The sequence below is a fragment of the Paenibacillus algicola genome (assembly GCF_005577435.1).
Lineage (GTDB): Bacteria > Bacillota > Bacilli > Paenibacillales > Paenibacillaceae > Paenibacillus_AQ > Paenibacillus_AQ algicola.
Genome location: NZ_CP040396.1, coordinates 4,280,278 through 4,304,487, shown reverse-complemented (window position 1 = coordinate 4,304,487; position 24,210 = coordinate 4,280,278). Strand labels below are relative to the sequence as shown.

The 24,210-nt window shown below is 52.0% G+C and carries 19 protein-coding genes; 7 read left to right on the top strand and 12 right to left on the bottom strand.

Annotated features, from left to right (window positions below):
- Positions 1 to 20 precede the first annotated feature (20 nt).
- The gene (locus tag E6C60_RS20030; RefSeq protein ID WP_175415375.1) at positions 21 to 1,751 is read right to left on the bottom strand and encodes an S-layer homology domain-containing protein; all 1,731 of its coding nucleotides are present in this window, start codon (positions 1,749 to 1,751) and stop codon (positions 21 to 23) included.
- A gap of 221 nt (positions 1,752 to 1,972) precedes the next feature.
- Between E6C60_RS20030 and rpmG the strand changes: the two genes are divergently transcribed.
- The 4 genes from rpmG (at position 1,973) to E6C60_RS20010 (ending at position 4,948) form a co-directional block, all read left to right on the top strand.
- A complete protein-coding gene (rpmG, locus tag E6C60_RS20025; RefSeq protein ID WP_138227413.1) occupies positions 1,973 to 2,122 on the top strand; it encodes a 50S ribosomal protein L33 in 150 nt (49 codons plus the stop codon).
- Between the two features lie 11 nt (positions 2,123 to 2,133).
- A complete protein-coding gene (locus E6C60_RS20020; RefSeq protein WP_233281080.1) occupies positions 2,134 to 2,601 on the top strand; it encodes a hypothetical protein in 468 nt (155 codons plus the stop codon).
- A 6-nt stretch (positions 2,602 to 2,607) separates the two neighbouring features.
- Positions 2,608 to 3,813, top strand: coding sequence for a GTP-binding protein (locus tag E6C60_RS20015; RefSeq protein ID WP_138227411.1), 1,206 nt, complete (start codon positions 2,608 to 2,610; stop codon positions 3,811 to 3,813).
- Between the two features lie 121 nt (positions 3,814 to 3,934).
- On the top strand, positions 3,935 to 4,948 hold the full coding sequence (locus E6C60_RS20010) for an SDR family oxidoreductase (protein WP_138227410.1): 1,014 nt from the start codon (positions 3,935 to 3,937) through the stop codon (positions 4,946 to 4,948).
- A 65-nt stretch (positions 4,949 to 5,013) separates the two neighbouring features.
- Here E6C60_RS20010 and E6C60_RS20005 read toward each other — a convergent pair whose 3' ends face one another.
- Positions 5,014 to 6,438, bottom strand: coding sequence for a sodium/glutamate symporter (locus tag E6C60_RS20005; protein WP_138227409.1), 1,425 nt, complete (start codon positions 6,436 to 6,438; stop codon positions 5,014 to 5,016).
- A 240-nt stretch (positions 6,439 to 6,678) separates the two neighbouring features.
- Here E6C60_RS20005 and E6C60_RS20000 point away from each other — a divergent pair, with 240 nt between their 5' ends.
- Positions 6,679 to 7,179 carry a cupin domain-containing protein gene (locus E6C60_RS20000; RefSeq protein ID WP_138227408.1) on the top strand — a complete coding sequence of 167 codons (501 nt, stop codon included), beginning with the start codon at positions 6,679 to 6,681 and terminating at the stop codon, positions 7,177 to 7,179.
- Positions 7,180 to 7,282: 103 nt separating this feature from the next.
- Here the strand turns inward: E6C60_RS20000 and E6C60_RS19995 are convergent, their stop codons facing one another.
- From E6C60_RS19995 to E6C60_RS19955, 9 genes are all read right to left on the bottom strand, one after another.
- A complete protein-coding gene (locus E6C60_RS19995; protein ID WP_138227407.1) occupies positions 7,283 to 8,644 on the bottom strand; it encodes a sodium-dependent transporter in 1,362 nt (453 codons plus the stop codon).
- 375 nt (positions 8,645 to 9,019) lie between these two features.
- A complete protein-coding gene (locus tag E6C60_RS19990; protein ID WP_138227406.1) occupies positions 9,020 to 10,516 on the bottom strand; it encodes an extracellular solute-binding protein in 1,497 nt (498 codons plus the stop codon).
- Positions 10,517 to 10,899: 383 nt separating this feature from the next.
- Positions 10,900 to 12,426, bottom strand: a complete 1,527-nt coding sequence (locus tag E6C60_RS19985; RefSeq protein ID WP_175415374.1) for an extracellular solute-binding protein — start codon at positions 12,424 to 12,426, stop codon at positions 10,900 to 10,902.
- A 442-nt stretch (positions 12,427 to 12,868) separates the two neighbouring features.
- Complete coding sequence (locus E6C60_RS19980; RefSeq protein ID WP_175415373.1) at positions 12,869 to 14,365, bottom strand: extracellular solute-binding protein; 1,497 nt, start codon at positions 14,363 to 14,365, stop codon at positions 12,869 to 12,871.
- Positions 14,366 to 14,387: 22 nt separating this feature from the next.
- The gene (locus tag E6C60_RS19975; protein WP_233281079.1) at positions 14,388 to 15,272 is read right to left on the bottom strand and encodes a carbohydrate ABC transporter permease; all 885 of its coding nucleotides are present in this window, start codon (positions 15,270 to 15,272) and stop codon (positions 14,388 to 14,390) included.
- 3 nt (positions 15,273 to 15,275) lie between these two features.
- A complete protein-coding gene (locus E6C60_RS19970) occupies positions 15,276 to 16,202 on the bottom strand; it encodes an ABC transporter permease (RefSeq protein ID WP_138227403.1) in 927 nt (308 codons plus the stop codon).
- A gap of 241 nt (positions 16,203 to 16,443) precedes the next feature.
- Entirely contained in the window at positions 16,444 to 18,657 is a 2,214-nt protein-coding gene (locus E6C60_RS19965) for a helix-turn-helix transcriptional regulator (protein ID WP_217496356.1), read from the bottom strand.
- Positions 18,658 to 18,779: 122 nt separating this feature from the next.
- Positions 18,780 to 19,412 (bottom strand): SGNH/GDSL hydrolase family protein, encoded by a 633-nt coding sequence (locus E6C60_RS19960; protein WP_175415372.1) that lies wholly within the window; start codon positions 19,410 to 19,412, stop codon positions 18,780 to 18,782.
- 1 nt (position 19,413) lies between these two features.
- On the bottom strand, positions 19,414 to 20,883 hold the full coding sequence (locus E6C60_RS19955; RefSeq protein WP_138227400.1) for a sulfatase family protein: 1,470 nt from the start codon (positions 20,881 to 20,883) through the stop codon (positions 19,414 to 19,416).
- A gap of 268 nt (positions 20,884 to 21,151) precedes the next feature.
- Between E6C60_RS19955 and ypfJ the strand changes: the two genes are divergently transcribed.
- On the top strand, positions 21,152 to 21,991 hold the full coding sequence (gene ypfJ / locus E6C60_RS19950; RefSeq protein ID WP_138227399.1) for a KPN_02809 family neutral zinc metallopeptidase: 840 nt from the start codon (positions 21,152 to 21,154) through the stop codon (positions 21,989 to 21,991).
- A gap of 77 nt (positions 21,992 to 22,068) precedes the next feature.
- Here ypfJ and E6C60_RS19945 read toward each other — a convergent pair whose 3' ends face one another.
- Positions 22,069 to 22,914 carry an ABC transporter ATP-binding protein gene (locus E6C60_RS19945; RefSeq protein ID WP_138227398.1) on the bottom strand — a complete coding sequence of 282 codons (846 nt, stop codon included), beginning with the start codon at positions 22,912 to 22,914 and terminating at the stop codon, positions 22,069 to 22,071.
- A 204-nt stretch (positions 22,915 to 23,118) separates the two neighbouring features.
- Between E6C60_RS19945 and E6C60_RS19940 the strand changes: the two genes are divergently transcribed.
- Entirely contained in the window at positions 23,119 to 24,174 is a 1,056-nt protein-coding gene (locus E6C60_RS19940) for an NAD(P)/FAD-dependent oxidoreductase (protein ID WP_138227397.1), read from the top strand.
- Positions 24,175 to 24,210 lie beyond the last annotated feature (36 nt).

Here is a 24,210-nt window from a genome sequence, read left to right as displayed (position 1 = left end):
TCGTTCTGAACAATCTGGAACTAGAGAGAGGCTATTGCTTCTTCTGTGAGTGCGGCTGCTCTACTGATAGTAAACCCAGATGGTCTATCGTAAGGCGGCGTTATGAATAACAGATCCGTATCCTCGGTTGTGATTTTAAGCTCGCCAAGAACAATATAACCTTGACTACTGTAGTATGGAAATTCAATATTAAAATCATTTTCGACAGAGTCATATTGGGGTAAAGCCTCTTCAGATCCATAATATACACGTACTAAGTTTCTAATGTCGATCTTATTATTACTACTTGGGTAACTAGTAATAATAATGGAATCCTGTTCCCCTTTTATTTCTAAAGCAATATTCTCAATAGCAGAAATCGTGATGTCAAATTCGTTTATTTTCTTAAACTTTTCGATGGATTTACCGCTAAGGCTGCGGATAGCTTGCTCAAGATTTAAAGAAGCCCCATAGTTCATTATAATAAGGTCGTCCTGCGCAAGCGGATTTGTAATATGAAGCTGAACTACATTTCCGGACACTTCAATACGGTCAATATCCACGGCTTCGGTAATTTGGCCGTTCATATATTTTAAGAGTTCAAAGGAGCTTGAGCTCGGAAGGTAAGCCGCATCTAGCTCTTCATCGAACGTGAGAGTCAACATATTTAAAGATTCGCCGATGGTCAACATCGGGGTATTCAGAGCTTCGGTGGTGTTGAACACAAGAGTGATGGCTGCAGATGAAGAAGATACGTTCCCGGCGGCATCTATCGCAATAGCTTTGTACTCTCCGGGGAGTAACCGGTTCGTTGAAATGCTGGTTTCTACATTAGATGAGGAGACCGTTGCTTTGGCAGCTTTTTTGGTGTCTTGAACAAGAGCTTCAAGCTGTTCGCGTGTAGAAGGATTCTGAGATGCAGAAATAACATAGACCGTACCTGCTTCGGAAGTACGTACCTGGATAGGAGATGTAACGGAAAGAGAAGTTTCAGATATTAATGTGAGCACGGGGGCAGTGCGATCAACCGGTGGAGCCGGTTTGGGATCGCTCGGTGCCGGAGAAGGAATATAAGGGACAGATCCGATAGGGGCTTCAGGCTTTTGCGGCACGGGTAACTCTGATGGCGGAGTTGCAGCATTGTCCAGCTCTTGCTTGGTTTTCAGAAAACGGCTGGACATCAAAGCGACCGACTGCCGGTCAGCACTGCCTTTCGGATTAAAGGTACCATCGGGATTGCCCTGAATCAGCTGAAGTTCAGACGCTAAGCCGACCGCATCCTTGGCGTAACCGGAAATCTCGCTGGAATCTGTAAAAAACAAATTCTCTCCCTTGCCATAAGCGTCAACACCGAGAGCACGAGTGAAAAGCACGGCCATGTCCTGTCTTGACAGCTGCTGTCCAAAACCAAATTTTTGGTTTCCTTGTCCTTGCAGCAGTCCGGCCTTGACGGCAGCCTCCACGTAAGAGTAGGCATAGTTTCCTGAAGGTACATCAGTGAAGGTGGGTGCGGACGGCTTGGAAGTCACGTCGAGCTGAAGCGCTCTAGCCAAAATAATGGCGAAATCTTGCCTTGAGATTTCAGCCTGCGGGTCAAATCGATCCTCTGATTTTCCTTTGAGAATGCCTTTCTGCGTCAACTCTATAATCGCATCCTTTGCATATGAATGCTGAATATCCATGAAGTTCGCTGATGCGCTGTAGGCAGGTAATGCACAAGCACTGAGTAAGGCTGCCGTGGTCATAACCTTAACTAATAATTTTGTTTTCAATCCAAATCCTCCCCAATAGATCGTTCTTGATGCCCATATCATATAATTCGAGGTGGTTTACTGGCAATCATTTTATTTCATCTAACAATTAATTGACCAACGTTTATTTTTGGATATTGATCCTGTGAAGCCTTCTTGTTGACAAACCGTGATAAATTCATTACGATGACTTTAATCGTAATTCTTACGAATAAATAAACAAACAATACGGAGGAATACCCATGAGAGTGATTGTTACCTTGGCTTGCACAGAGACCGGTGATCGAAACTATACAACGACGAAGAACAAGCGGACACATCCGGGCCGCCTGGAGATGAAAAAGTACAGTCCCCGGTTGAAAAAGCATACCCTCCATCGCGAAACCCGATGACATCAGCTCATTTGCCGAGTTCTGAGGGGGAGGTTCTGCTCAGCCGGCATCCCTCTCGTTTCTGGCAATGGAGAGAGAGGGAGCTGGCTGCATGGGCTTCGCTGTCGAAGCCAAAGAAAGGCAAGAAACGGCTTGCTCTGTTCGGCGGTGTGCATGTGGACGCTGAGATGCTTCCGGTGCTAGAGCAATTCAGAGCCATCCATGTTCAGACAGAGTTTTCCTGCGCGGGCGTAAGTCTTGCCGATGAACCGGAGGAGCATTCGTTATATGCCTACATTACCGTGATGGATTCCGAGCCAGCTCGCAGGCTCGTGGCCTATCTCATGAACAGCATGCGGCATCGGCTGCTGGTGACGTACGAACCGGAACGGGGCCGCTACGATCTTTCCTCATGGATGATTGGGCATAACCGCTCCTTCTGTTATTTGTTAGAGCAATACACTAAACGCTTTAGGATTGAAAATGATAAACGGAGTTGAAGCATAATGTCACAGCCTAAAATACCGGTAACGGTATTGAGCGGGTACCTGGGAGCCGGCAAAACCACATTATTGAATCACGTTCTAAACAACCGCGAAGGCCTCCGGGTGGCCGTCATTGTCAATGATCTCAGTGAGGTCAATATTGACGCAGAGCTCATTAAGGGTTCCGGCGGGTTATTGCGGACGGAGGAGAAGCTTGTTGAGATGTCCAACGGCTGCATCTGCTGCACCCTGAGAGAGGATTTGCTGAAAGAAGTAGCCCAGTTAGCGAAGGAGAATCGGTTTGATTATATTCTCATTGAATCAACGGGTATTGGCGAGCCCCTCCCGGTGGCTCAGACCTTTACGTATGTGGACGAAGAGAATAGCATCGATCTGACACAGCTGTGCCGACTGGATTGCATGGTTACTGTCGTAGATGCTTATCGCTTCTGGCATGATTTCTCTTCCGGGGAGAGTCTGCTGGACCGCCAGCAGGCCACCGGGGAGGATGATCTGCGTGATGTGGTCGATCTGCTTATCGATCAGGTTGAATTCTGCGATGTACTGATACTGAATAAATGCGATCTGGTGGAGGAGTCTGAGCTGCAGCGGCTGGAAGGAGTGCTTTCCAAGCTGCAGCCGAAGGCGAAGCTGGTACGCAGTGCTCACGGTAAAGTAGATATTCATGAAATTCTAAATACGAATCTCTTCGATTTTGAAGAGGCCAGCCAGTCTGCGGGGTGGATTCAGGAGCTGCAGAAGGAAAGCCACACTCCTGAGACCGAAGAATACGGAATTTCCTCCTTCGTCTATGACCGCAGCCGCCCGTTTCATCCGGAGCGCCTGCTGGAGTGGCTGGAGAACTTCTCTGAGGATGTGGTGCGGGCCAAGGGGAATATGTGGCTGGCTACACGCCCTGATATGGCTACGAGCATTTCCCAAGCGGGACCTTCCATTCGGATCGGCCCTGCCGGGCACTGGATTGCTGCGCTTCCTGTGGAAGAGCAGGAGCTGCTGCGTGCGGAAGAGCCGGAAGCCTTTCAGGGCTGGGATGAGGTATGGGGGGATCGCTCGACGCGAATCGTATTGATCGGCATAGATATGCCGGTCAAGGAGCTGACGGATTCCCTGGATCGCTGCCTTTTGACAGAGGAAGAGATGGGTGCGGACTGGAGCCTGTTACAAGATCCTTTGCCGAATTTTGAGATCCAGGAAGTTCAAGCTTAGACCTTAACCGCATCCAGCCTTATATTTGAGTTCATACGGCACACATGCTATCGTAAAGCATAAGACCCTCTCCTAGAGCGGAGAGGGTCTTTCTGTATATATGACTCGGAGGTGCAAACGAATGAAAGCGCTGTTTATCGGAGGTACCGGAACGATTAGCTCGGCGATCACCACTTCTCTGCTGGAGCAGGGCTGTGAGCTGTATCTACTGAATCGGGGCAACCGCAACGACCAGCTGCCGGAGGGAGCACGCCTTCTTCAAGGTGATATTCATGATGAAGACCATGTACGCGGGCTGATCCAAGAGCTGGAGTTTGATGTGGTTGCGGACTTCATTGCGTTCCATCACTCAGACGTTGAACGGGATTATCGTCTGTTTCAGGGCAAAACCAAGCAGTTTATATTCATCAGCTCTGCCTCGGCCTATCAGACGCCGCTCTCGCATTATCACATTACAGAAGGCACTCCATTATCTAATCCGCATTGGGAATATTCCCGCAACAAGATCGCTTGTGAAGAATATCTGATCAAGCAATATCGGGAGCACGGCTTTCCGGTCACCATTGTCCGGCCCAGCCATACCTACGATGAGCGTGCACTCCCGCTGGGCGTGCATGGAAGCAAAGGCTCGTGGCAGGTTGCGAAGCGCATGCTGGAGGACAAGCCGGTCATTATTCATGGAGACGGAACATCCCTGTGGACCATGACGCACAACCGTGATTTTGCAAAGGGCTTTATCGGGCTTATGGGCAATATTCACGCGATCGGGGAGGCCGTTCACATTACGTCTGATGAAACGGTCACCTGGAATCAAATTTATGAAATGATTGCGGATGCGCTGGGCGTCAAGCTGCACGCGGTTCACATATCCTCTCATTTCCTTGCTGCCTGTGATCTGGAGTTCCAAGGCTCTCTGCTGGGGGATAAGGCGAATTCCGTCGTCTTCGATAATAGCAAGCTCAAACGACTCGTTCCAGGCTTTGCGGCAACGACCCGGCTGGATCAAGGAATTCGGGAGACGGTAGCTCATATTTTGCAGCACGAGGAGCTCCAGCCATCCGATGAAGCCTTTGACGCCTGGTGCGACCAGGTCATCTCTGCCATTCAGGCTGCGGCCCGGAGTCTGCAGAGCTAGAGTCTCTCGACATGACAAGACCGCCTTTGGCAGATGGCCAAGGCGGTCTTTGGGCTGTCTCGTCCTTATGCGTCAGGCCGGGATGCTCCAGATCCTTTGCCGAAATAGAAGATGCCCAGCGCGCCCCAGATGACCATGAGCAGGGCTGCGCCAATGAGCACCGGCACCGGACCGAAGGTGGCGATCAGCGGCATGGAAGCCGCAGTGAACAGGCCGCCGCCGAGAAACGGCTCAAAGATGACCTGCTTGTACCCAAAGCTGTCAAAGGCCGGCGTTTTTTTCTCCGGATCGACCATCTGCAGCAGTAAAAGTCCCGTTGTCGTCATCGCGGTGGACTGTCCGTATTCCAGGGCGGAGCGCTCGGCCCAGTGGTCGGGCATCATTTTTTTGGCGATAACAAAGATTCCGAACCAATTCCAGCCAAGGCCGAACAGCAGCAGAATGAGAAATACGAAAATATGCTGGCCGATTTGCGACAGCGAGATGGAGACAATGGCGGAGACGATCATGAGATCCAGAGCGACGCCCTGAATACGAAGCATCATGCCCCGGTCGATGAGCGGAAAAGGGAGAAAGCGGCCGTACACCCACTGCACGAGCACGCCTCCCACCAGCGCCAATGGAAACAGCGGAATATGCTTCACAATGTAAACCTCGTAGGCACTGCCCCAGGTGACCTGCTCCAGCCATACGAGACTCTGCTGCAGCAGCATCCCGGCCCCAATGGCCAGAAATACGGCCACGAGATTGGCGGTCAGGGAGTCCATGGCTTCAGCACGGGTTGTTTTTTCAGCGGCAGGGATATGCTCCTCCTCGAAGCGCCCTTCCTTCTCCGCCTGTGTGCGATCCTCTGCTTTTTTGGCATGAGAGGTGTAGCCCTTGCGGACCGTGTAGTTCACAAACAGCACGCCCGTGACCAGTCCCAGAATAATGCTGGAGGCAGACAGGCCCATCGCGATGTCCACGCCCTCCGGGAAGCCGAGGCTTTCGAAGGTGCTGCGCAGGCCCGCCGCCGTGCCGGTTCCGCCCTGCAGGCTGATTTCAATCAAGGCTCCCGCTAGCGGACTGATATCAAATAAAGGACCAAGAATAAGGAGGAATAACAGCAGCCCCAGTACATACTGTCCCCAGCCGATCGTCATGCCGTAGGATAGATGGGGCCCGGCCTGGTTCCACATTTTTTTCAGGCGAGGAATGGGCTTCCCCAGAAACAACGCGGCAAAAATCAAGGTGATCGAAATGTCTGTAATCCCCGTCATCACCTGCAGGACATCCTCCGAATACAATCCCCCGGACAGCGCGGACAGGCCCAGCAGCGAGGCGCCCTGACCGAGCACATCTTTCCCCAGCAGCAGGCCAAGCAGGCCGGCGATTAACGAGGCGGGAATGAAATAACGCTGCAGCAGAGCGGACCTGACTCTCAGTGCATGCCCGGCGGCCAGCAGAATGCCAAGAATGACGAAGGCTACAAGTACCGGATTGAGTTCCATGTAAGATTAACGTCCTCCTGTTCTTTAAGAAACATGCTCACATGACCTATACCCGCTCACTCAAAAGGCAAACATGACATGGCAAACGGAACAGCTTGCCAAGACCGCTGTCCTGCCCGTAATAGCACTTAGCAAGGAGGCTTTGGGAAAGGGGGAGGGAATGCTTTTTCTCGTTTAACATGAACAGCATCCGGGTACAGGTAGGGCATAACCAACTTTAAGGCAAAGGAGCGAGTAGACATGGATACACCGATTCAATCGTTTTATGTGCATGATGATGGAGAAGTCCCGAATCATCCCGAGCTGCCGGTGATGGTTTATAAGGGCGTGTTCCAGGACGGAGCGCTCAGTATGGAAGCAGCCTTTAAACGCCACGGCTGGAGCGGGAGCTGGAGTGGCGGGATCTATGAGGAGCATCACTACCATAGCAATACTCATGAGGTGCTGGGCGTGAAAGCCGGCAGCGCTACAGTGCTGGTCGGTGGAGACGCCGGACAGCGGCTGGAGCTTCTGGAGGGCGACGTGCTTGTCATTCCGGCAGGTGTAGCGCACAAGAAGCTGGAGAGCAGCTTTGACTTTGAGGTCACGGGTGCTTATCCGAACGGAGCCTCTCCAAATCTGCGCAAGCGTGATCCCGCGCAGCGGGCACAGTCCATCTCCGAAATTCAGAACGTGCCGATCCCTGACCAGGACCCCGTCTTCGGCGAAGAAGGACCTCTGCTGCACAAGTGGGTGAAATAGATATCTCCATGCGGAACATGTTCAGGCATAACAAAGGACCGTACCTCAGGACGCTGGCGTCTTGCGGGTACGGTCTTCTTCTCATGATTTCCATGTAGAGCGTTTAATCGTTCAGTGTGAGGATGCCGGAGGAGTGCAGCAGGACCAGCAGCATAAGCACGGGAGCGACATAGCGCATCATAAACAGCCATATCTTGAACCAGCCTGCCCGAAGCCCTGCGGCTTCAGACGCGCCTTTCCAGAAATAGCCGACATAAATCGTCGTTGCAAGTCCGCCAATCGGCAGCAGGACATTGGAAGCGATAAAGTCGAGCCAGTCAAAAAATGATTTGCCGCCCGGATTCGTAAACAGCTCCGACAGTCCGAAGGAGAGCAGTGACGGCAGGCTCACCAGCAGAACAAGCGCCGAGACCAGCAGCACGGCGGGCGTTCTTTTCATCCGCAGACGCTCCATGGTATACGAAACCGGTACCTCCAGCAGTGATACCGTCGAGGTTAGTGCTGCAAAGGCGAGCAGAATGAAGAACAAGCCTCCGAAGAAGGAACCCAGCGGCATTGCGGAGAACGCAGCCGGAAGAGCCTTAAATACCAGAGACGGTCCGCTGTCCGGCGCAATGCCGAAGGAAGCGATCGTCGGAAATACGATCAGGCCGGCAATAAAAGCATAGATGAGATCCCCGGCGCCAATGGCTGCACTGGCCGAGCCCATAGATTGGCGCTTATCCATATACGCGCCGAAGGTCAGCATAATTCCCATCCCGAGAGAGAGGGAGAAGAAGGCATGCCCCAGCGCTACGAGCGCAGCCTCGGCAGAGAGCCGCGAGAAGTCGGGCTTCAGGAAGAAGGAGACGCCTTCTGCAGCGCCCGGCAAGGTCAATGCCCGGATCATCAGGATGATGAGCAGCACGATAAGGGCGGGAATCAGCACCTTATTGAATTTTTCAATGCCGCCGGCAATGCCTTTAATGACGATCAGCGCGGTTAACGCCATGACAACGACGTGCCACACCAATGGCATATAGCCGCTGACGAAGCCGCCAAATTGTCCATCAAAGTCCGTACTTTGGAACAGCTCGCCGCTAAAGGAGAGCACAGCGTAGTGCACCGTCCAGCCGGCGATGATGAAATAAAAGGACAGGATCAGAAAGGGTGCCAGCACCTGCAGCAGTCCGAAGAAACGGAATGCCTTGGGCCCACCGGCCTTACTATACGAGGAGGCGGCGCTGCCGCGTCCGGTACGGCCGATGGAAAGCTCTGCGACCAGCACAGGCAGACCGACCAGCACGAGACAGAGAATAAACAGCAGGAAGAATGCTGCCCCGCCGTTCTCTCCCGTAATATATGGAAACTTCCACATGTTGCCGAGGCCGACTGAGCTGCCGATGGCAGCCAGGATAAAGCCTCGGGACGAAAAGCGCTCGGTCTTGTCCGAGGCCAGGGAATGCTGAGGTTGTTGCTGCTTCATAAAGGCCTCCTGTCAGGCATGAAATCATGCTCTTCATTTCTCTTCTTTCTAGATAAATACTATTAGTCACCACAGAGGTCAGTGAAACAGCCACGAAGCAAAAAATGCTTATGATTTAAATCATGCTGCCTAGATGTCATGATCATGTTTTCATGATAACGAAAAAGCTCGCTTTTGTCTCGACAATTTTCGCACTTGTTACGTATTCTTCATGAAACAGTACCTTATCATATCATTATACAGCCCGATGAGGAAAAATATGCTGCCGTTTATGGGCCCCGCACATGCTTGGGCTGCAGCAGCCTGCAGAGAGCATCCCTGCACGCCAAAAAACCAGCCCCGTCAAAGCGGGGCCGGCATTTGAGATCACAAAGCTTATTTATTACTTGCGTTATACGCCGCGGTGAATTCGTCCATAATTTGCTGACCGCCGTCTTTTTTCCACTGATCAATAGCAGCCTGCCAGGCGGCTTCATCAATCTCACCCAGTATGAATCGGACGCGGGCATCCTCAATGATTTTCTTCAGCTGCGCACCCTTCTCGGTATTCGTCTCGGAATCCAGGGTCAGGGCGGGATTGGCTACAGCCACCGCTTCATTTTCCTTATTCATATCCAAAGCTAATTGCTCCAGGGGATGCAGCACACCAGGGGTAGCGTTTTCAGTAAGCATACCTACGGAAAGCTGCGTGTATGGAGACATCAATCTGGAGAAGCCCTCTTTATCCGTGTGCTCTGCCTTTCCGTCCTTGATGGCATAGGTTTCGCCTTCAATACCCCAGGTGAAAATGTTAGACATCTCTTCGTCCATCAGCTTGTCGAAGAAGTCCAGCACTTTCTTCAGCTCTTCTTCTGTCTTGACGGCAGACTTGGAGATCAGGAAGAAGCCGTTGCTGCCGCTCTCGGAAAAGATCTGAGTGCCACGCGGTCCCTCAATCAAAGAAACCATGCCGACCTTCGCGTCCGGATCGATCTTCTGTGCACCACGCTCACGATGGAGCGCTACCGTGGTTACCTGCTTCATGGCGCCGGCTTTCGCGGTATCCCACAGTTTGAACCAGTTCTCGTAGGACGTAATCGGGAAATCCTGATTAATAATTTTCTCGTCAAAGAGCTTCCGGTAGAATTGCAGCGCTTCTAAATAGGCTTCGGTCTGGAAGGATGGGATCAGCTTGCCGTCCTCTACGCCCCATTGATTCGGGGCGCCAAAGAAACCGGCAATCATATCAAAGTTGGCCAGAGAGTTGCTCTCGATCAGGCCATAGGTGTCATCCTTGCCGTTGCCGTCCGGATCCTGCGTTGTAAACGCCTTCAGCATATTGTAAAACTCATCGACGGTGGCTGGCTCTGGCAGTCCGAGCTTTTCCAGCCAGTCTTTCCGGTAAGTGATGGTGTTTCGGGCTAAATCGCGGACCGACGGAATCCCGTAAATTTTGCCTTGAACCTTCAGGTTGTCATAGACCTGCGGCTTGATCGCAGACAGGTTCGGGTAATCCTTCAGATAGGGCCCGATCTCCCAGAATACGCCGCTCTTGATCGCATTAACCACCGGGACTTCATAAAAAGCTTTGATCGCGGAAGGGAAGTTGCCCGAGGCCACGGTAACGCTAAACTTCTCGGTGTTACTTGAAGAAGGGACGCCGATGACGTTAATGTTCGTGTTGGTGTATTCTTCGATCATTTTCAGAATTCTGGAATCGTTCTCCGGCACTTGGGACTCGTGGTGAAACTGGAGGCTCAACTCAAAGGGCTCGGATGAACTGGAATCGGGGGTCTTGGCTGGTGTGGCTGAAGAGCCGCCATTGCTGCAGCCGACAACACCAACCAGGACGGCGGTAGATAACAAAGTGAATGCTTTCGTTTTCTTTTTCATAAAATAACCTCCCTATAATAGTGAATGAGCAAAGGGGCATCGCAGAAGAGACCCTAAGAGATCAGATCAGCAGCTGCGCCGCGAGAACTTCAGGTGCATAGATTCCCTCCTTTTTCCTGTAGGTACATTTACTTTAAATGCATCTCGTACGGACGTCTATGTACACCTTTATCACATCTAGAGGGTATTCTGGTGCATATTAGAAATTACATACAATAATCCCTTCCTTGGGTGAAAAAGCGTTGGAAAGCCTGTGGCTGCGCGCTCTGCGTCACTTGTCGAGATGATGATTATAGACAGATCAGCATGCAGAGCATCCCTGAACGACAAAAAACCGGCCCCGCCAAAGCGGGACCGGTATTTCGTGCAATCTAGAAGGAAGCTTACTTGTTCACTTCACTGTAAGCGGCAGTGAATTCATCCATGATTTGCTGACCGCCGTCTTTCTTCCATTGGTCTACAGCAGCCTGCCAGCCGGCTTCGTCGATTTCACCCAGGATAAACTTGATGCGGGCATCCTCGATAATCTTCATCAGCTGAGCACCTTTCTCGGTATTCGTTTCGGAATCCAGAGTCAGGGCCGGGTTCGCCAGAGCGACCGCTTCGTTCTCTTTGTTCATATCCAGTGCTTGCTGCTCCAGTGGCTGCAGCACGCCTGGTGTCGCGTTGTCGATCAGCTTGCCTACAGCCAGCTGGGTGTAAGGGGAGAGCATTCTGTCAAAAGCTTCTTTGTCGGTATGCTGAGCTTTACCATCCGTAACGGTGTAGGTTTCACCTTCCAGACCCCAGTAGAAGAGGTTGGACATTTCTTCATCCATCAGCTTGTCGAAGAATTCCAGTACTTTCTTCAGCTCTTCTTCGGTTTTCACCGCAGACTTGGAGATCAGGAAGAAGCCGTTGTTCCCTGCTTCGGAGTAGATTGCAGTGCCGCGTGGTCCTTCAAGCAAGGAAACCATATCGACCTTTGCATTCGGATCTACCTTCTGTGCACCGCGTTCGCGAGCTAAAGCTGTGCTGGTTACCTGGCGCATGGTGCCGGCTTTACCGGAATCCCACAGCTTGAACCAGTTATCACGGGATGTAATCGGGAAGTCCTGGTTAATGATCTTCTCGTCAAACAGCTTGCGGTAGAATTGCAGCGCCTCCAGATAAGCTTCGGTTTGGAAGGATGGAATCAGCTTGCCATCTTCCACGCCCCACTGGTTCGGTGCACCGAAGTAAGCGGTGATCAGATCCATGTTGAACAGTGCATTATTTTCGATCAGGCCGTAGGTATCGTCTTTCCCGTTACCGTCCGGATCCTGGGTTGTGAACGCTTTCAGCATGTTGTAAAATTCATCTACTGTTGTTGGCTCTGGCAGACCGAGCTTTTCCAGCCAGTCTTTACGGTACGTCATGGTGTTCCGCGCCAAGTCACGAACGGATGGAACGCCATAAATTTTACCTTGAACCTTCATGTTGTCATACACCTGCGAGTTGATGGCAGACAGGTTCGGGTAGTCTTTCAGGTAAGGGCCGATTTCCCAGAAGACGCCGGTTTTGATCGCATTGACAACCGGTACATCATAGAACGTTTTGATCGCAGTCGGGAAGTTGCCGGAAGCGACAGTAACATTGAACTTCTCTGCGCCGGTCGAGGATGGAACTGATTGAACGTCAATATTGGTGTTGGTGTACTCTTCGATGATCTTCATGATTTCGGAGTCATTCTTTGGCGGCTCCGTCTCATAGTGGAACAGCAGGCTCATTTCAAATGGCTTCTCAGGCTCCGCCGTTTTCTCAGTGCCGGAACCGGGATCCGGGGTGGTGTTGTTGGACGGGGTGGCGGTGGAGCCACCGTCGCTGCAGCCTACAACGCCAACAAGCATAGCCGTGGATAACAAACTGAACACTTTACCTTTCTTTTTCATGAACATGACCTCCCTATTCTATTGGTAAGCAGATCAGGTCACAGCATTGAAGATAAGTCTGAGGTGGTGTCGGCCGCTTCATCCGATGGTACCGGATGTGCCGCTTAGGACCGCCTGCTGTTTCCTGTTGTATATCACGTTAAACGCAGTTAGCTCCATAGTCTATGTACATCTTCCGCACACCTTGCAAGTGTTATAATGCATATTGGAAAAGAGACATATCATGATAAAGCTGGGAAATGGAGCGGTGAAAAACCTTAATATGAAAGGGTTTACATGGATCTGTACAGATAATGATTATATAAATGATAACGCTTCCTCTTGACAAATTGATTGCGCTTACATGACTACAAGCTTATGATTATTGAGGTCTGTGGAGCTCAAACACAAAAAACCGGCCCCGCCAAAGCGGGACCGGTTTTTCGTTAATCTAGAAGGAAGCTTACTTGTTCACTTCATTGTAAGCGGCAGTGAATTCATCCATGATTTGCTGACCGCCGTCTTTCTTCCATTGATCTACAGCAGCCTGCCAGCCGGCTTCGTCGATTTCACCCAGGATAAACTTGATGCGGGCATCCTCGATAATCTTCATCAGCTGAGCACCTTTCTCGGTATTCGTTTCGGAATCCAGAGTCAGGGCCGGGTTCGCCAGAGCGACCGCTTCGTTCTCTTTGTTCATATCCAGTGCTTGCTGCTCCAGTGGCTGCAGCACGCCTGGTGTCGCGTTGTCGATCAGCTTGCCTACAGCCAGCTGGGTGTAAGGGGAGAGCATTCTGTCAAAAGCTTCTTTGTCGGTATGCTGAGCTTTACCATCCGTAACGGTGTAGGTTTGACCTTCCAGACCCCAGTAGAAGAGGTTGGACATTTCTTCATCCATCAGCTTGTCGAAGAATTCCAGCACTTTCTTCAGCTCTTCTTCGGTTTTCACCGCAGACTTGGAGATCAGGAAGAAGCCGTTGTTTCCTGCTTCGGAGTAGATTGCAGTGCCGCGTGGTCCTTCAAGCAAGGAAACCATGTCGACCTTCGCATTCGGATCTACCTTCTGTGCGCCGCGTTCGCGGGCTACTGCTGTGCTGGTTACCTGGCGCATGGTGCCGGCTTTACCGGAATCCCACAGCTTGAACCAGTTATCACGGGATGTAATCGGGAAGTCCTGGTTAATAATCTTCTCGTCAAACAGCTTGCGGTAGAATTGCAGCGCCTCCAGATAAGCTTCGGTTTGGAAGGATGGAATCAGCTTGCCATCTTCCACGCCCCACTGGTTCGGTGCACCGAAGTAAGCGGTGATCATATCCATGTTGAACAGTGCGTTATTTTCGATCAGGCCGTAGGTATCGTCTTTCCCGTTACCGTCCGGATCCTGAGTAGTGAACGCTTTAAGCATGTTGTAGAATTCATCCACGGTTGTTGGCTCCGGCAGACCGAGCTTTTCCAGCCAGTCTTTACGGTACGTCATGGTGTTCCGCGCCAAGTCACGAACGGATGGAACGCCATAAATTTTACCTTGGACCTTCATGTTGTCATACACCTGCGGGTTGATCGCAGACAGGTTCGGGTAGTCTTTCAGGTAAGGGCCGATTTCCCAGAACACGCCGGTTTTGATCGCATTGACAACCGGTACTTCGTAGAACGTTTTGATCGCAGTCGGGAAGTTGCCGGAAGCGACAGTAACGTTGAACTTCTCTGCGCTGGTTGAAGATGGAACCGATTGAACGTCGATATTGGTATTGGTGTACTCTTCGATCATCTTCATAATGTCGGAGTCATTCTTTGGCGGCTCCGTCTCATAGTGGAACAGTAAGCTCATTTCAAATGGCTTGTCAGAATCGGCATTCGTGCCGTTACCCTCGTTGGCTGTGGAGCCTCCATTACTGCAGCCTACAACGCCAACAAGTAACGCAGTGGACAATAAGCTGAAAACTTTACCTTTCTTTTTCATGAACATAACCTCCCTTATCTATTTAGCCCTTCACAGAGCCAAGCATGACGCCTTTGGCAAAATGCTTCTGTAAAAACGGATACACGAGCATGATTGGAATCGTTGCAAACACGATTACGGCCATTTTGATGGACTGTGGTGGAAGCACCGTTTCATCCAGGGATGAGCTTGAGCCTACGGAGCTTTGGGACAGGATAACAATCTGTCTCAGGAGCACCTGAATCGGCCACTTGGTGTTATCGCTAATGTACAGGATTGCCTGGAAGTACATGTTCCAGTGACTGACCGCATAGAACAGCGCGAAGGTAGCCATAGCGGGCAAAGACAACGGCAGGACGATACGAACGAGCACGACCAGGTCGTTGGCGCCGTCAATCTTGGCGGATTCTTCAAGTCCATCCGGAATTTGCTGGAAAAAGTTCTTGAGAATGATCAGATAGAAGGCACTGATCGAGGTCGGGATGATAACCGACCATAGGCTGTCAAGCAGTCCGGTCCATTTTACCACGAGGAACGTCGGGATCAAGCCACCGCTGAACAGGATGGTGAATACTACGAACATCAGGATCAGTTTACGTCCTCTCAGATGTACCTTCGAAAGCGGGTAAGCCATCAGGCTCGTCATGACCAGGTTGACGATGGTTCCGCCGACGGTGATCAGAATCGAGTTATAGAGACCCTGCATCAAAGTGTCTGTCGAGAAAATGTATTTATAGGCGGCTAGAGAGAAGCCCTTGGGAAACAGGATCAATCCACCCTCGGCAATGCTCTTCTCATCGGAGAAGGACAGGGCCGTAATGTAAACGAACGGGAACAGCATGACTAGTGAAATGACGAGCAATAGAAACATATTGACCCAGTCAAACGCCTTTTCACCTGCAGTTTCTTTCATTGCACTGTTAGACATGATCTAAAACACCCCCTCTTCGCCTGCCTTCTTGGCTGTATAATTCGCAACAAGTACGAGGATCAGGCCGACGAGTGATTTGAATAGTCCGACCGCGGCGCTGTAACTGAAGTTACCTTGCAGCAAGCCCACCGTGTAGACATATGTGTCAAAAACTTCACCAACTTGACGGTTAAGCGCGTTGAGCAAGAGCAAGATATGCTCGGCGCCCTGCTCCAGAATATCGCCAAGTCTCAGGATAAACAGGATAATGATGGTGCTCTTCAGCGCAGGCAGTGTAATGTGCCACAGCTGTCTCCAGCGGTTTGCACCGTCCATCCGGGCTGCTTCATACAGCTGAGGATCGACACCGGCCAAGGCTGCCAGGAAGATGATTGTACCCCATCCAGCTTCTTTCCAGATGACCTGGCCGATTTGAAGCGTTCTGAACCAGTCTTCACTCATCAGGAAGTTGACCTTGTCATTCCCCGTTGCTGCGATGGCTTCATTGATGAAACCGCCTTCAGGTGTGAGGAACAAATAACTGATACCGACGATAACGACCCAGGATACAAAGTGCGGAATGTAGATGATCGTCTGTACGAACCGCTTGAACACCTGATTCTTCAGCTCATTCAGCATGAGAGCGAGAATGATCGGAATCGGGAAGAAGAAGACGATCTGGTACAGCGACAATAATAAGGTGTTGCGGAACAGCTGCCAGAAGGTAGGCTCGGAGAACAATCGATTGAAGTGCTTCAGTCCGACCCAGGCGCTGTCCAGAATGCCCAGTGCAGGGGAATAGTTTTGAAAGGCAATGATCACGCCCCACATGGGTAAGTACTTATAGACTAGAAAATAAATAATGCCGGGTAACAGCATTACATATAACCAACGGTCTCTCAGCAAATCACGCCGCCAGCTTCGTTGATTGTTTTGAATGCGCTGCATGTGGCTTCCTCCTCTTTGCTTTTGTACACCAACCTTAACCCCATCCGGATCAATAGTCTATATGCACCTTCATCACATCTCGGGGGTCGTCTGGTGCATATGAAATAGGCATAATAATCCCTGGAATGGCCAAAAAAGTGCCGAAAAGCCCGGTGTGAAGGTCATCTGCTGCACATGTCGAGATAATGATTATAGACACAAAAGCGCATCCCCTGAGTGGAAGAGGATGCGCTTTCAGATGCTATTCGTTCATTTTCCGGTAACTGGAAGGGGTCATGCCTTCCATTTTTCGGAAGTACCGGATGAAGGCAGTGGTGCTCTGATAGTGAAGCTTCTCGGCAACCTCCTGCACCTTCAGATCACTGGTCGTCAGCAAATGCTTGGCCATCTCCAGCTTGGTGATCGCCATATATTCGCTGAAGCTCATGCCTACTTCCTTCTTGAAGACGCGGCTTAGATAATTGGCATTGAAGTTCATCAGATCGGCAATGGCTTCCAGCGTTAAATTCTCTTCAAAGCGGCTTTGTACCAGCTGCTTGATCTGCTGGGCAATCTGGCCTTGATGCGATTCTTCCCGGGTGGAGAGCAGCTGGAATAGCTGCTCCATGCCGACGGAGGTAAACCACTGACCCAGCTCCTCGAACGTAGTGGTACGGAACATCGCCTGAACGTACTCCACATCCAGCAGCATTTTCTTCAGCGACTGCTCATCCCATTGCAGCAGGCTCATCATCTTGACCAGCAGCTGGTAGAACAGCACCTGGGCTTCCATCAAGGTGTACTGCCGGGTCTCGACCTCTGTCAAAATGCGGTCCACCAGCTCTTTTGCAGCCTCGCGGTCTTCACTTTGCAGCGCCTCCAGCAGCTCCTGCTCCCAGTGGGCCGGATAAGTCATTTGCGGAAGTCTGCCAGGATCCACGTCCTCAGACTTCATCACACCGCGGTAACCAGTCCGCTGACAGAAGCGCAGCGCAGCGGTGGATTCGGCGAACGCCATAGACACCTGCTCCAGCTGGGTGTGCGGCCGACTGACTCCAAGCTGGATGTCCAGTCCCAGGAAGGCTTGGATTTTGTCCTCAATCTCCTTGCAGGTCTGCATCAGAAGCTCCTCCGGTGCCGGGCCCTCTGCGCTGCGAGGACTGACGAACACTGCGGCACAGCTTTCATTCATAATGACCGGCTTAAAAGGCTGTGACGGCGTGAGAATTTCCTCCATCATGTTTAGAATGGCGTAAAGAATCAGGCTTGAATCCTCTTCGTCGAAGCGGGAATGCTCCAAAGAATAAATCTTGAGGGTAAATACACTGAATTGCTCCCAATCCGAATCAATATTGTATCGTTCAATATGCTCCTGAATCTCCTTGTTGCTCCATTGACCGAGAAACAGCTTCATTACAAACAGCTCATGCAGATAAGGAAACTGCTTCTGCAGCTGCTTTTGCAGCTCCAGCTTGTTCCCGAGCAGCCCCTGAATCCCGGTGCGGATATATTGCAGCTCATCGGAGGCCTGCGGATGAGCATCGTCCGAATCCGCCACGAGATCCCGAAGCACGCGAATGGGAGAGTAGAACATCTTCGAGCCCTGCCAGGCAAGCCCCAGCGTAATGCTCAGAATGACCAGGCACATCAGCAGAGTGACCCAGCCAATGGCCTTCGATTCCTCGGTAATATCGGACAAGTGTACGAGGGATACATATTTCCAGCCGTTAAAGACAGAGTCCTCCACCATAGCCAGAGCAGGAGCACCGGCCAGCTCGAACCGAACGTTCTCCTGCTGCGAGGTTTCTCCGGACTCTGCGCTTAGCTTCAGCTCCAGCTGATCCTGCTGCTCCGGAGAGCTCAGCGTTTCTGAATTCCGGAATATTAGCTCCATATTCTCGTTATAAATGACGGTATCCCCGTAGCTTTCACTGCGGACGAGCGAGTTAAACAGCCGCGGGGAGAACCGCATGACAAAGGCCCCTTGGGGAGGTGACTTCGTGGTCAGAAAAGGCAGCGGCTTGATCAGGCTGATGCCGCCGCTGGCGCTGGTCACCCATTGTGTATTTCGGGGCTCTGACAGCAGCGCCGTCCATTCGGCCAGCTCTTCCTCTTCGTCCAGGCGCTCCAGTCCTTTATTGGTAATAACCCAACGCTTCTCCAGATTCACAAAATGGACACTCGCCACATAATCAAACACTTGAAATCCCTGAATCGTCTTGATCAGCTCGGAGACGGTTTCAAATTGGGACCGGTCAAGGTCCATATTCAGGGCGGAAACGGCCTGGGTAGAATTGGTGAACTGTGTTGCCATAACATATGCGGTTTCCAGTTTATGATCAATGCTATTCATGGCCGAGCTCAAAATCTGCCGGTTGGCCTCATTGACCTTTTGCTCAACCACGGTTGAGGTCCGGTCATACGAGAATACACCCATGACGATGACAGGCAGGGCACCCAAGAATAAACTGTACATAAACAATTTTTTCAAGTAGCTGTATTTCATCACATTTTGTGTCTCCCCGTGGATAAATTGTCGTGGTATACAAACGGCCGGGTTCCCCTTACCTCGTCATGGCAGGGTGCTGCAGCAAGAAGCTACTCTGCCGATGAAGAGGCGTGAAGGCCTGAGCCCATCAGATAATCCGCGATAAATTCAGCTTGGCGGCGCTGGACCTCCTCGGTGAAATGAGCATGGTCCCGATAAGCGTCAGCTCCGAATTGCAGCGTAAACGTGTACAAATCAATGATCGGCACCTCATGCTGCTCCATGACCTGCGATGCAATCTCGTTATATTCCAGCACATCCCGGTGAAAGCGGTGAAAGGAGGTGCTCTGCGAATTATGAATATCATCAATAATGTCAGTGGTGCTCACCCAGATCAGGGCCTTGGCCATGCTGCGCGCTGTTTGGATAATCCGCTCCAGGTTATCCCGGTAACGGGCAGGAGATATTTGTCTCTCGCCGGTGAGCGGATCGGTCTTGATATCATGCAGTCCACAGTTAAGCAGCAGCAGATCATAGGACACGCCCTGGTGCTGTTCCTGGGTTAGATAGTCCAGCACCCGGCTGCTGTCGCCTCCGTTGGCGCCTACGGGCTGGTCGAGATCGGCCAGTGCCTGCTTCTCTCCGCGCTTGCGGTCATAATGAAAGTACGATTCCACCAGCGGCTTCAAAAAAGGACCGTACTGGATAGAGATGCTGTCTCCCACAATGAACAGATGTCTCAACCTAAGCGCCTCCCTTGGGCTCATTTACGATGGCCGGGCCATATTCGCCGGTCGTTACCGGGATATAGGAGACAAAATGATTATCTTCATACCGGTATCCGTTCTCCCACATCAGCCGGTACATCTCCTTCAGCACTCCGCTCATCTCCGGCTGCTCTGCAATGTTGACCATTTCGTGAGGGTCCTGGTTCAGATCGTACAGCTCGTCGATGTCCGTCGGGTTGTACACAAATTTATAATCTTTGGTTCGCACCATACGGTTTGTATAGTAGAGCTCAGTGCCGTAGCACTGGGTGTAGATGGATTCCCGCCACTCCGTGGGCTGCTCATTCTGCAGGAAAGGCACGAGGCTCTGTCCGCTGCACTTGGAGAGCGGCTCTGCGCCTGCCAGCTCAATCAGTGTCGGCGCAATATCCATCAGCATCACGAAATCGTCCACGCTTCTGCCCGGCTCCTGAATCAGCTTCGGATGGCTGATAATGAGCGGAACCCGGTAGCCTTCGTCAAAGGTGCTGATGCCCTTGCAGTACAAGCCGTGGGCTGCACCCAGCTCTCCATGGTCGGAGACGAATACGATGAGCGTGTTGTCCCGCTGGCCGTTTCGATCCAGCGCGTCCAGCACCTCGCCAAACAGATCGTCCATCATCGTGCAGTAGCCCCAGTAGTGGGCAAGGGATTCCTTGACCTCCTGCTCGGTCAGCTGGCTGAATACCTTCTTCATGCGTCTGTAGATGCCCGGCTTATCGGTCATGTCATCCCGGTAGTTGGGAGGAAGCTCAATGTCGTTCGGGTCGTACATCGTAGCGTATTTCTCCGGAACGATGAACGGATCATGCGGTCCCAGTACGCCAAGATACATACACCAAGGATCCTCCTGATCCTTCATCGCATTCAGCTGCTGAATGCCGGCGTTTACACAGTGGTAATCCGGGTGGTCATGATATTCCACCTTGGACGTGCCGTACAATTGAAATTTGGACCATCCCGGACGAAGGATCTCTCCCCGGGCCCGTTCGCGCGTGCCATGCTCGCTCTGAAGCTGGGCATAATGGTCCCGGCGCGAGCCGCGGTCGAAGCCCTGCTCCTTCATGTACAGCTCCGTCCAGCCGCGGTCACTCGGATTCTCCTCAGCCGATACATGCCATTTCCCGCTGTAATACATCTCATAGCCGGCATCCTTCAGCTTCTCGGAGAACATTTCCACTCCGGGGTTGACGGTGGAGTTGATGGCCTGGTCATTGCGGACGTTATTGTAAACGCCGTGCTGGGACGGGTATAGGCCGGTCATAAAAGAGGCTCGGGCCGGACAGCAGTGGGCCATCGGCGGGTACGTGTACGTAAAGCGCACGCCTTGACCGGCGATTTCATCAAGATGAGGCGTACGGCAGGGATGATCCTGCATCGTGACCTGGGCTTGCTGCTGATCGGTCATAAAGATCAGAATGTTCGGTTTGCTGGACGTTGCTGACATGGTTGACACCTTCCGTTTTCAAGTATTTCCTCGAAGTCATCGAAGATCAGGGTGATTTGCTTCTCTCAAGCTGTACATCATCATTCCTTCATTGTAAACGTTATCTCTATCTATTTTAACGTATATTACGGCAGGTTAGTAGAAAAGATTGGCCGCAAGCCTTCATTTCGTTTCTCTAAGGGCGCATTTGGGGGTATAAATGCTTAAAGGATGAGAAGAAGCGAACCCAGTGCCTTAATAGGGGGCAAGCAGAAGGAGGAAGCAGAATATGCAGTGGAAAGGGAGAAGAGCATCCTCAAATGTAGAGGATCGAAGGGGTCGCAAAGGGCCCGGCCTGATTGGCGGCGGCATTGGAGGCATTATCATCGTGCTGGTCATCACCTTGCTGGGCGGAAATCCGGGAGAGCTGCTGGGCAGCCTGGGCGGAGCTTCCGAACCGAGTGGAGCTTACACGGAAACGGCTGAGGAGCAGGAGCTGGCCCAGTTCGTGTCGGTGGTGCTGGCGGATACCGAGGAGGTATGGCAGGAGGTGTTCCGCAAGGAAGGTATGGAGTATGAAGAGCCGACGCTGGTGCTGTACACCGGCAGCGTACAGTCTGCCTGCGGCACCGCCGGCGCGTCGGTGGGCCCATTCTATTGCCCGGGAGACCGCAAGCTGTACATTGACCTGAGCTTCTATGACGAGCTTCGCCGCGAGTTCAATGCGCCGGGTGACTTCGCCATGGCCTATGTGGTTGCCCACGAGGTGGGGCATCATGTGCAGACACTGCTGGGCACCTCCGCGCAGCTTAATCAATACCGGCAGCAGCTGAGTGAAGAGGAATATCGGAAGTATCAGGTACGCTTCGAGCTGCAGGCTGATTATTTAGCCGGAGTCTGGGCGCATCATGTGCAGGGTGAGAATCTGCTGGAGGAGGGCGATCTGGAGGAGGCGCTGGCTGCTGCCAGTGCGGTTGGGGACGATACAATTCAGAAGAAGGCCCGCGGCTATGCAGTACCGGAGAGCTTTACCCACGGCACCTCGGAGCAGCGGAAGAGCTGGTTCTATAAAGGCTTTGAGCGTGGAACGCTTCAGGGCGGAGATACCTTTACTTTGCCGGATCCATAAAAAAACAAATAAAAGTCCCTTCAGAGACTGCAGCCGCAGCCTCTGAAGGGACTTTCTATTTATTATAGAAGAACTGCTTAAGCGCCAACTCCGACGGCAATGCGTTCCTCAGCGATCGCTGCAGCATGCACCGGCTCTTCCTTCAGTAAATTATACGTCAGGCACATCGGCTTGCCGGTGCGGGGATCCCGTCCGATCGCCGCGTCGATGTGAAATACCTCACGCAGCACGTCGGCATGAATAACCTCTTCACAGGAGCCGGATTGAACAATCTGGCCGTCCTTCATGGCAATGATGTGATCGGCGAAGCGGGCTGCCTGGTTCAAATCGTGGAGCACCATCACAATGGTACGCTCCTGTTCACGATTCAGCTTCTGCAGCAACTCCAGCACTTCCAGCTGATGGGCAAGATCAAGATATGTTGTTGGCTCATCCAGGAATATAATTTCGGTTTCCTGAGCGAGAGCCATGGCGATCCACACACGCTGGCGCTGTCCGCCGGACAGGGCATCCACGGAGCGCTGTTTAAATTCCAGCGTGCCGGTCACCTCCATGGCCCAGTCGATCACCTCGTGATCCCGGGCAGTCAGGCGGCCGAAGCCCTTCTGGTACGGGAACCGTCCATAGGATACCAGCTCGCCGACCGTCAACCCGCTTGCGCTCTCCGGTGACTGCGGCAAAATCGCCATCTTGCGCGCAAGAGCCTTCGTATCCTCTTTGACGATTTGCTTGCCGTCAAGCAGGATCGTGCCGTCCTGGTGGGAAATGATGCGGGTCATCGCTTTCAGCAGCGTGGACTTGCCGCAGCCGTTCGCACCAATAATGGTCGTGATCTTCTTGTCAGGGATCTCGGCACTCAGCTGTTTAACAATCAGACGTTCACCGTAGCCGACGCTCAGGTTTTCCGTATATAGGCGAGACATGGGTACCCTCCAATAAATGAATTGATAATAGATTGCTTGCTTACTTAGTGATAATCATTCTCAAATATCTGCTAACCTTACTTTAAAGGCTGTTTCATCCTGTTGTCAACTATAATTTAGGTTGTAATGAGCACAAATTCATCGTATATTACAATGAGAATGATAATCAGTGAACCAATGTCCTGATCAGGGAGATGAATATTCGTGGAGCAAGCAAATGTGTTTGATGTGACGATTATTGGTGCCGGTCCGGCAGGGTTGTATTCTGCCTTTTACAGCGGTCTGCGGGAAATGAAGACGAAGATTATTGAGTTTCAGCCACAGCTGGGCGGCAAAATTCATGTATATCCGGAGAAAATGATCTGGGATGTCGGCGGGCTCGCCCCTCTTCCCGGTGCCAAGCTGATTGAGCAGCTTGTTCAGCAGGGCTTAACCTTCTCCCCGGAGGTTGTCCTGAACGAGAAGGTGACCTCCATTGTCAAAAATAGCGACGGGATTTTCGTCCTCGATACGACCTCCGGGACGAAGCATTACTCCCGAACCGTCATTGCGGCTTCCGGCCGGGGCATTCTGACGCCGCAGAAGCTGCAGATTGAAGGGGCCGAACGGTTCGAGGTGTCCAATCTCAATTACACCGTCAAATCACTGAAGCAGTTCAAGGATAAGACCGTGCTCGTCTCGGGCGGCGGCCATTCTGCAGTAGACTGGGCCAATGAGTTGTGTCCGGTCGCGAAACAGGTGTATGTCGTATGCCGGAAGGACACCATGACCGGCCATGAAGCACAGGTGAACCAGCTGATGAACTGCGATAATTCCAGCTGTATGCTGCAGCAGAGCATCAGCAAGCTGATTGCCTCGGATAACCATGAGCGGATTGAGCGGGTTCAGCTGACCTGCCTGAAGACCGGGGAGGTATCCGAGATCGCAGTTGATGAGGTAGTGATCAATCACGGCTACGACTGGGACAAGGAGCTGATCCAGAACAGCCGTCTGGACATCAGGGTGGCAGAGGACGGTTACATTGAAGGCTCCGTGCTGGGAGCCTCCTCCGTGCCGGGGCTGTTCGCTGCCGGTGACGTGCTGAAGCATGAGGGCAAGCTGAATCTGATTGCCGGTGCTTTTCAGGACGCTGCGAACGCAGTCAATCAGGCGAAGCTGTACATCCAGCCGGATGCGTCCAAGATCGCCATGGTATCCTCGCACAATGAGCAGTTTAAGGAACGGAACCGCGAGCTGGTCAAGCAGATGATGTCCACCTAGAAAGGATAAAGTTCAGACAGTGCGCCGCTAAGCGGT

Excerpts from the sequence above, each read along its gene's own strand:
- rpmG (WP_138227413.1), top strand. The coding sequence starts at position 1,973 with ATGAGAGTGATTGTTACCTTGGCTTGCACAGAGACCGGTGATCGAAAC.
- E6C60_RS20015 (WP_138227411.1), top strand. The coding sequence starts at position 2,608 with ATGTCACAGCCTAAAATACCGGTAACGGTATTGAGCGGGTACCTGGGA.
- E6C60_RS20010 (WP_138227410.1), top strand. The coding sequence starts at position 3,935 with ATGAAAGCGCTGTTTATCGGAGGTACCGGAACGATTAGCTCGGCGATC.
- E6C60_RS20005 (WP_138227409.1), bottom strand. The coding sequence starts at position 6,438 with ATGGAACTCAATCCGGTACTTGTAGCCTTCGTCATTCTTGGCATTCTG.
- E6C60_RS20000 (WP_138227408.1), top strand. The coding sequence starts at position 6,679 with ATGGATACACCGATTCAATCGTTTTATGTGCATGATGATGGAGAAGTC.
- E6C60_RS19995 (WP_138227407.1), bottom strand. The coding sequence starts at position 8,644 with ATGAAGCAGCAACAACCTCAGCATTCCCTGGCCTCGGACAAGACCGAG.
- E6C60_RS19990 (WP_138227406.1), bottom strand. The coding sequence starts at position 10,516 with ATGAAAAAGAAAACGAAAGCATTCACTTTGTTATCTACCGCCGTCCTG.
- E6C60_RS19985 (WP_175415374.1), bottom strand. The coding sequence starts at position 12,426 with ATGAAAAAGAAAGGTAAAGTGTTCAGTTTGTTATCCACGGCTATGCTT.
- E6C60_RS19980 (WP_175415373.1), bottom strand. The coding sequence starts at position 14,365 with ATGAAAAAGAAAGGTAAAGTTTTCAGCTTATTGTCCACTGCGTTACTT.
- E6C60_RS19975 (WP_233281079.1), bottom strand. The coding sequence starts at position 15,272 with ATGTCTAACAGTGCAATGAAAGAAACTGCAGGTGAAAAGGCGTTTGAC.
- E6C60_RS19970 (WP_138227403.1), bottom strand. The coding sequence starts at position 16,202 with ATGCAGCGCATTCAAAACAATCAACGAAGCTGGCGGCGTGATTTGCTG.
- E6C60_RS19965 (WP_217496356.1), bottom strand. The coding sequence starts at position 18,657 with ATGTACAGTTTATTCTTGGGTGCCCTGCCTGTCATCGTCATGGGTGTA.
- E6C60_RS19955 (WP_138227400.1), bottom strand. The coding sequence starts at position 20,883 with ATGTCAGCAACGTCCAGCAAACCGAACATTCTGATCTTTATGACCGAT.
- ypfJ (WP_138227399.1), top strand. The coding sequence starts at position 21,152 with ATGCAGTGGAAAGGGAGAAGAGCATCCTCAAATGTAGAGGATCGAAGG.
- E6C60_RS19945 (WP_138227398.1), bottom strand. The coding sequence starts at position 22,914 with ATGTCTCGCCTATATACGGAAAACCTGAGCGTCGGCTACGGTGAACGT.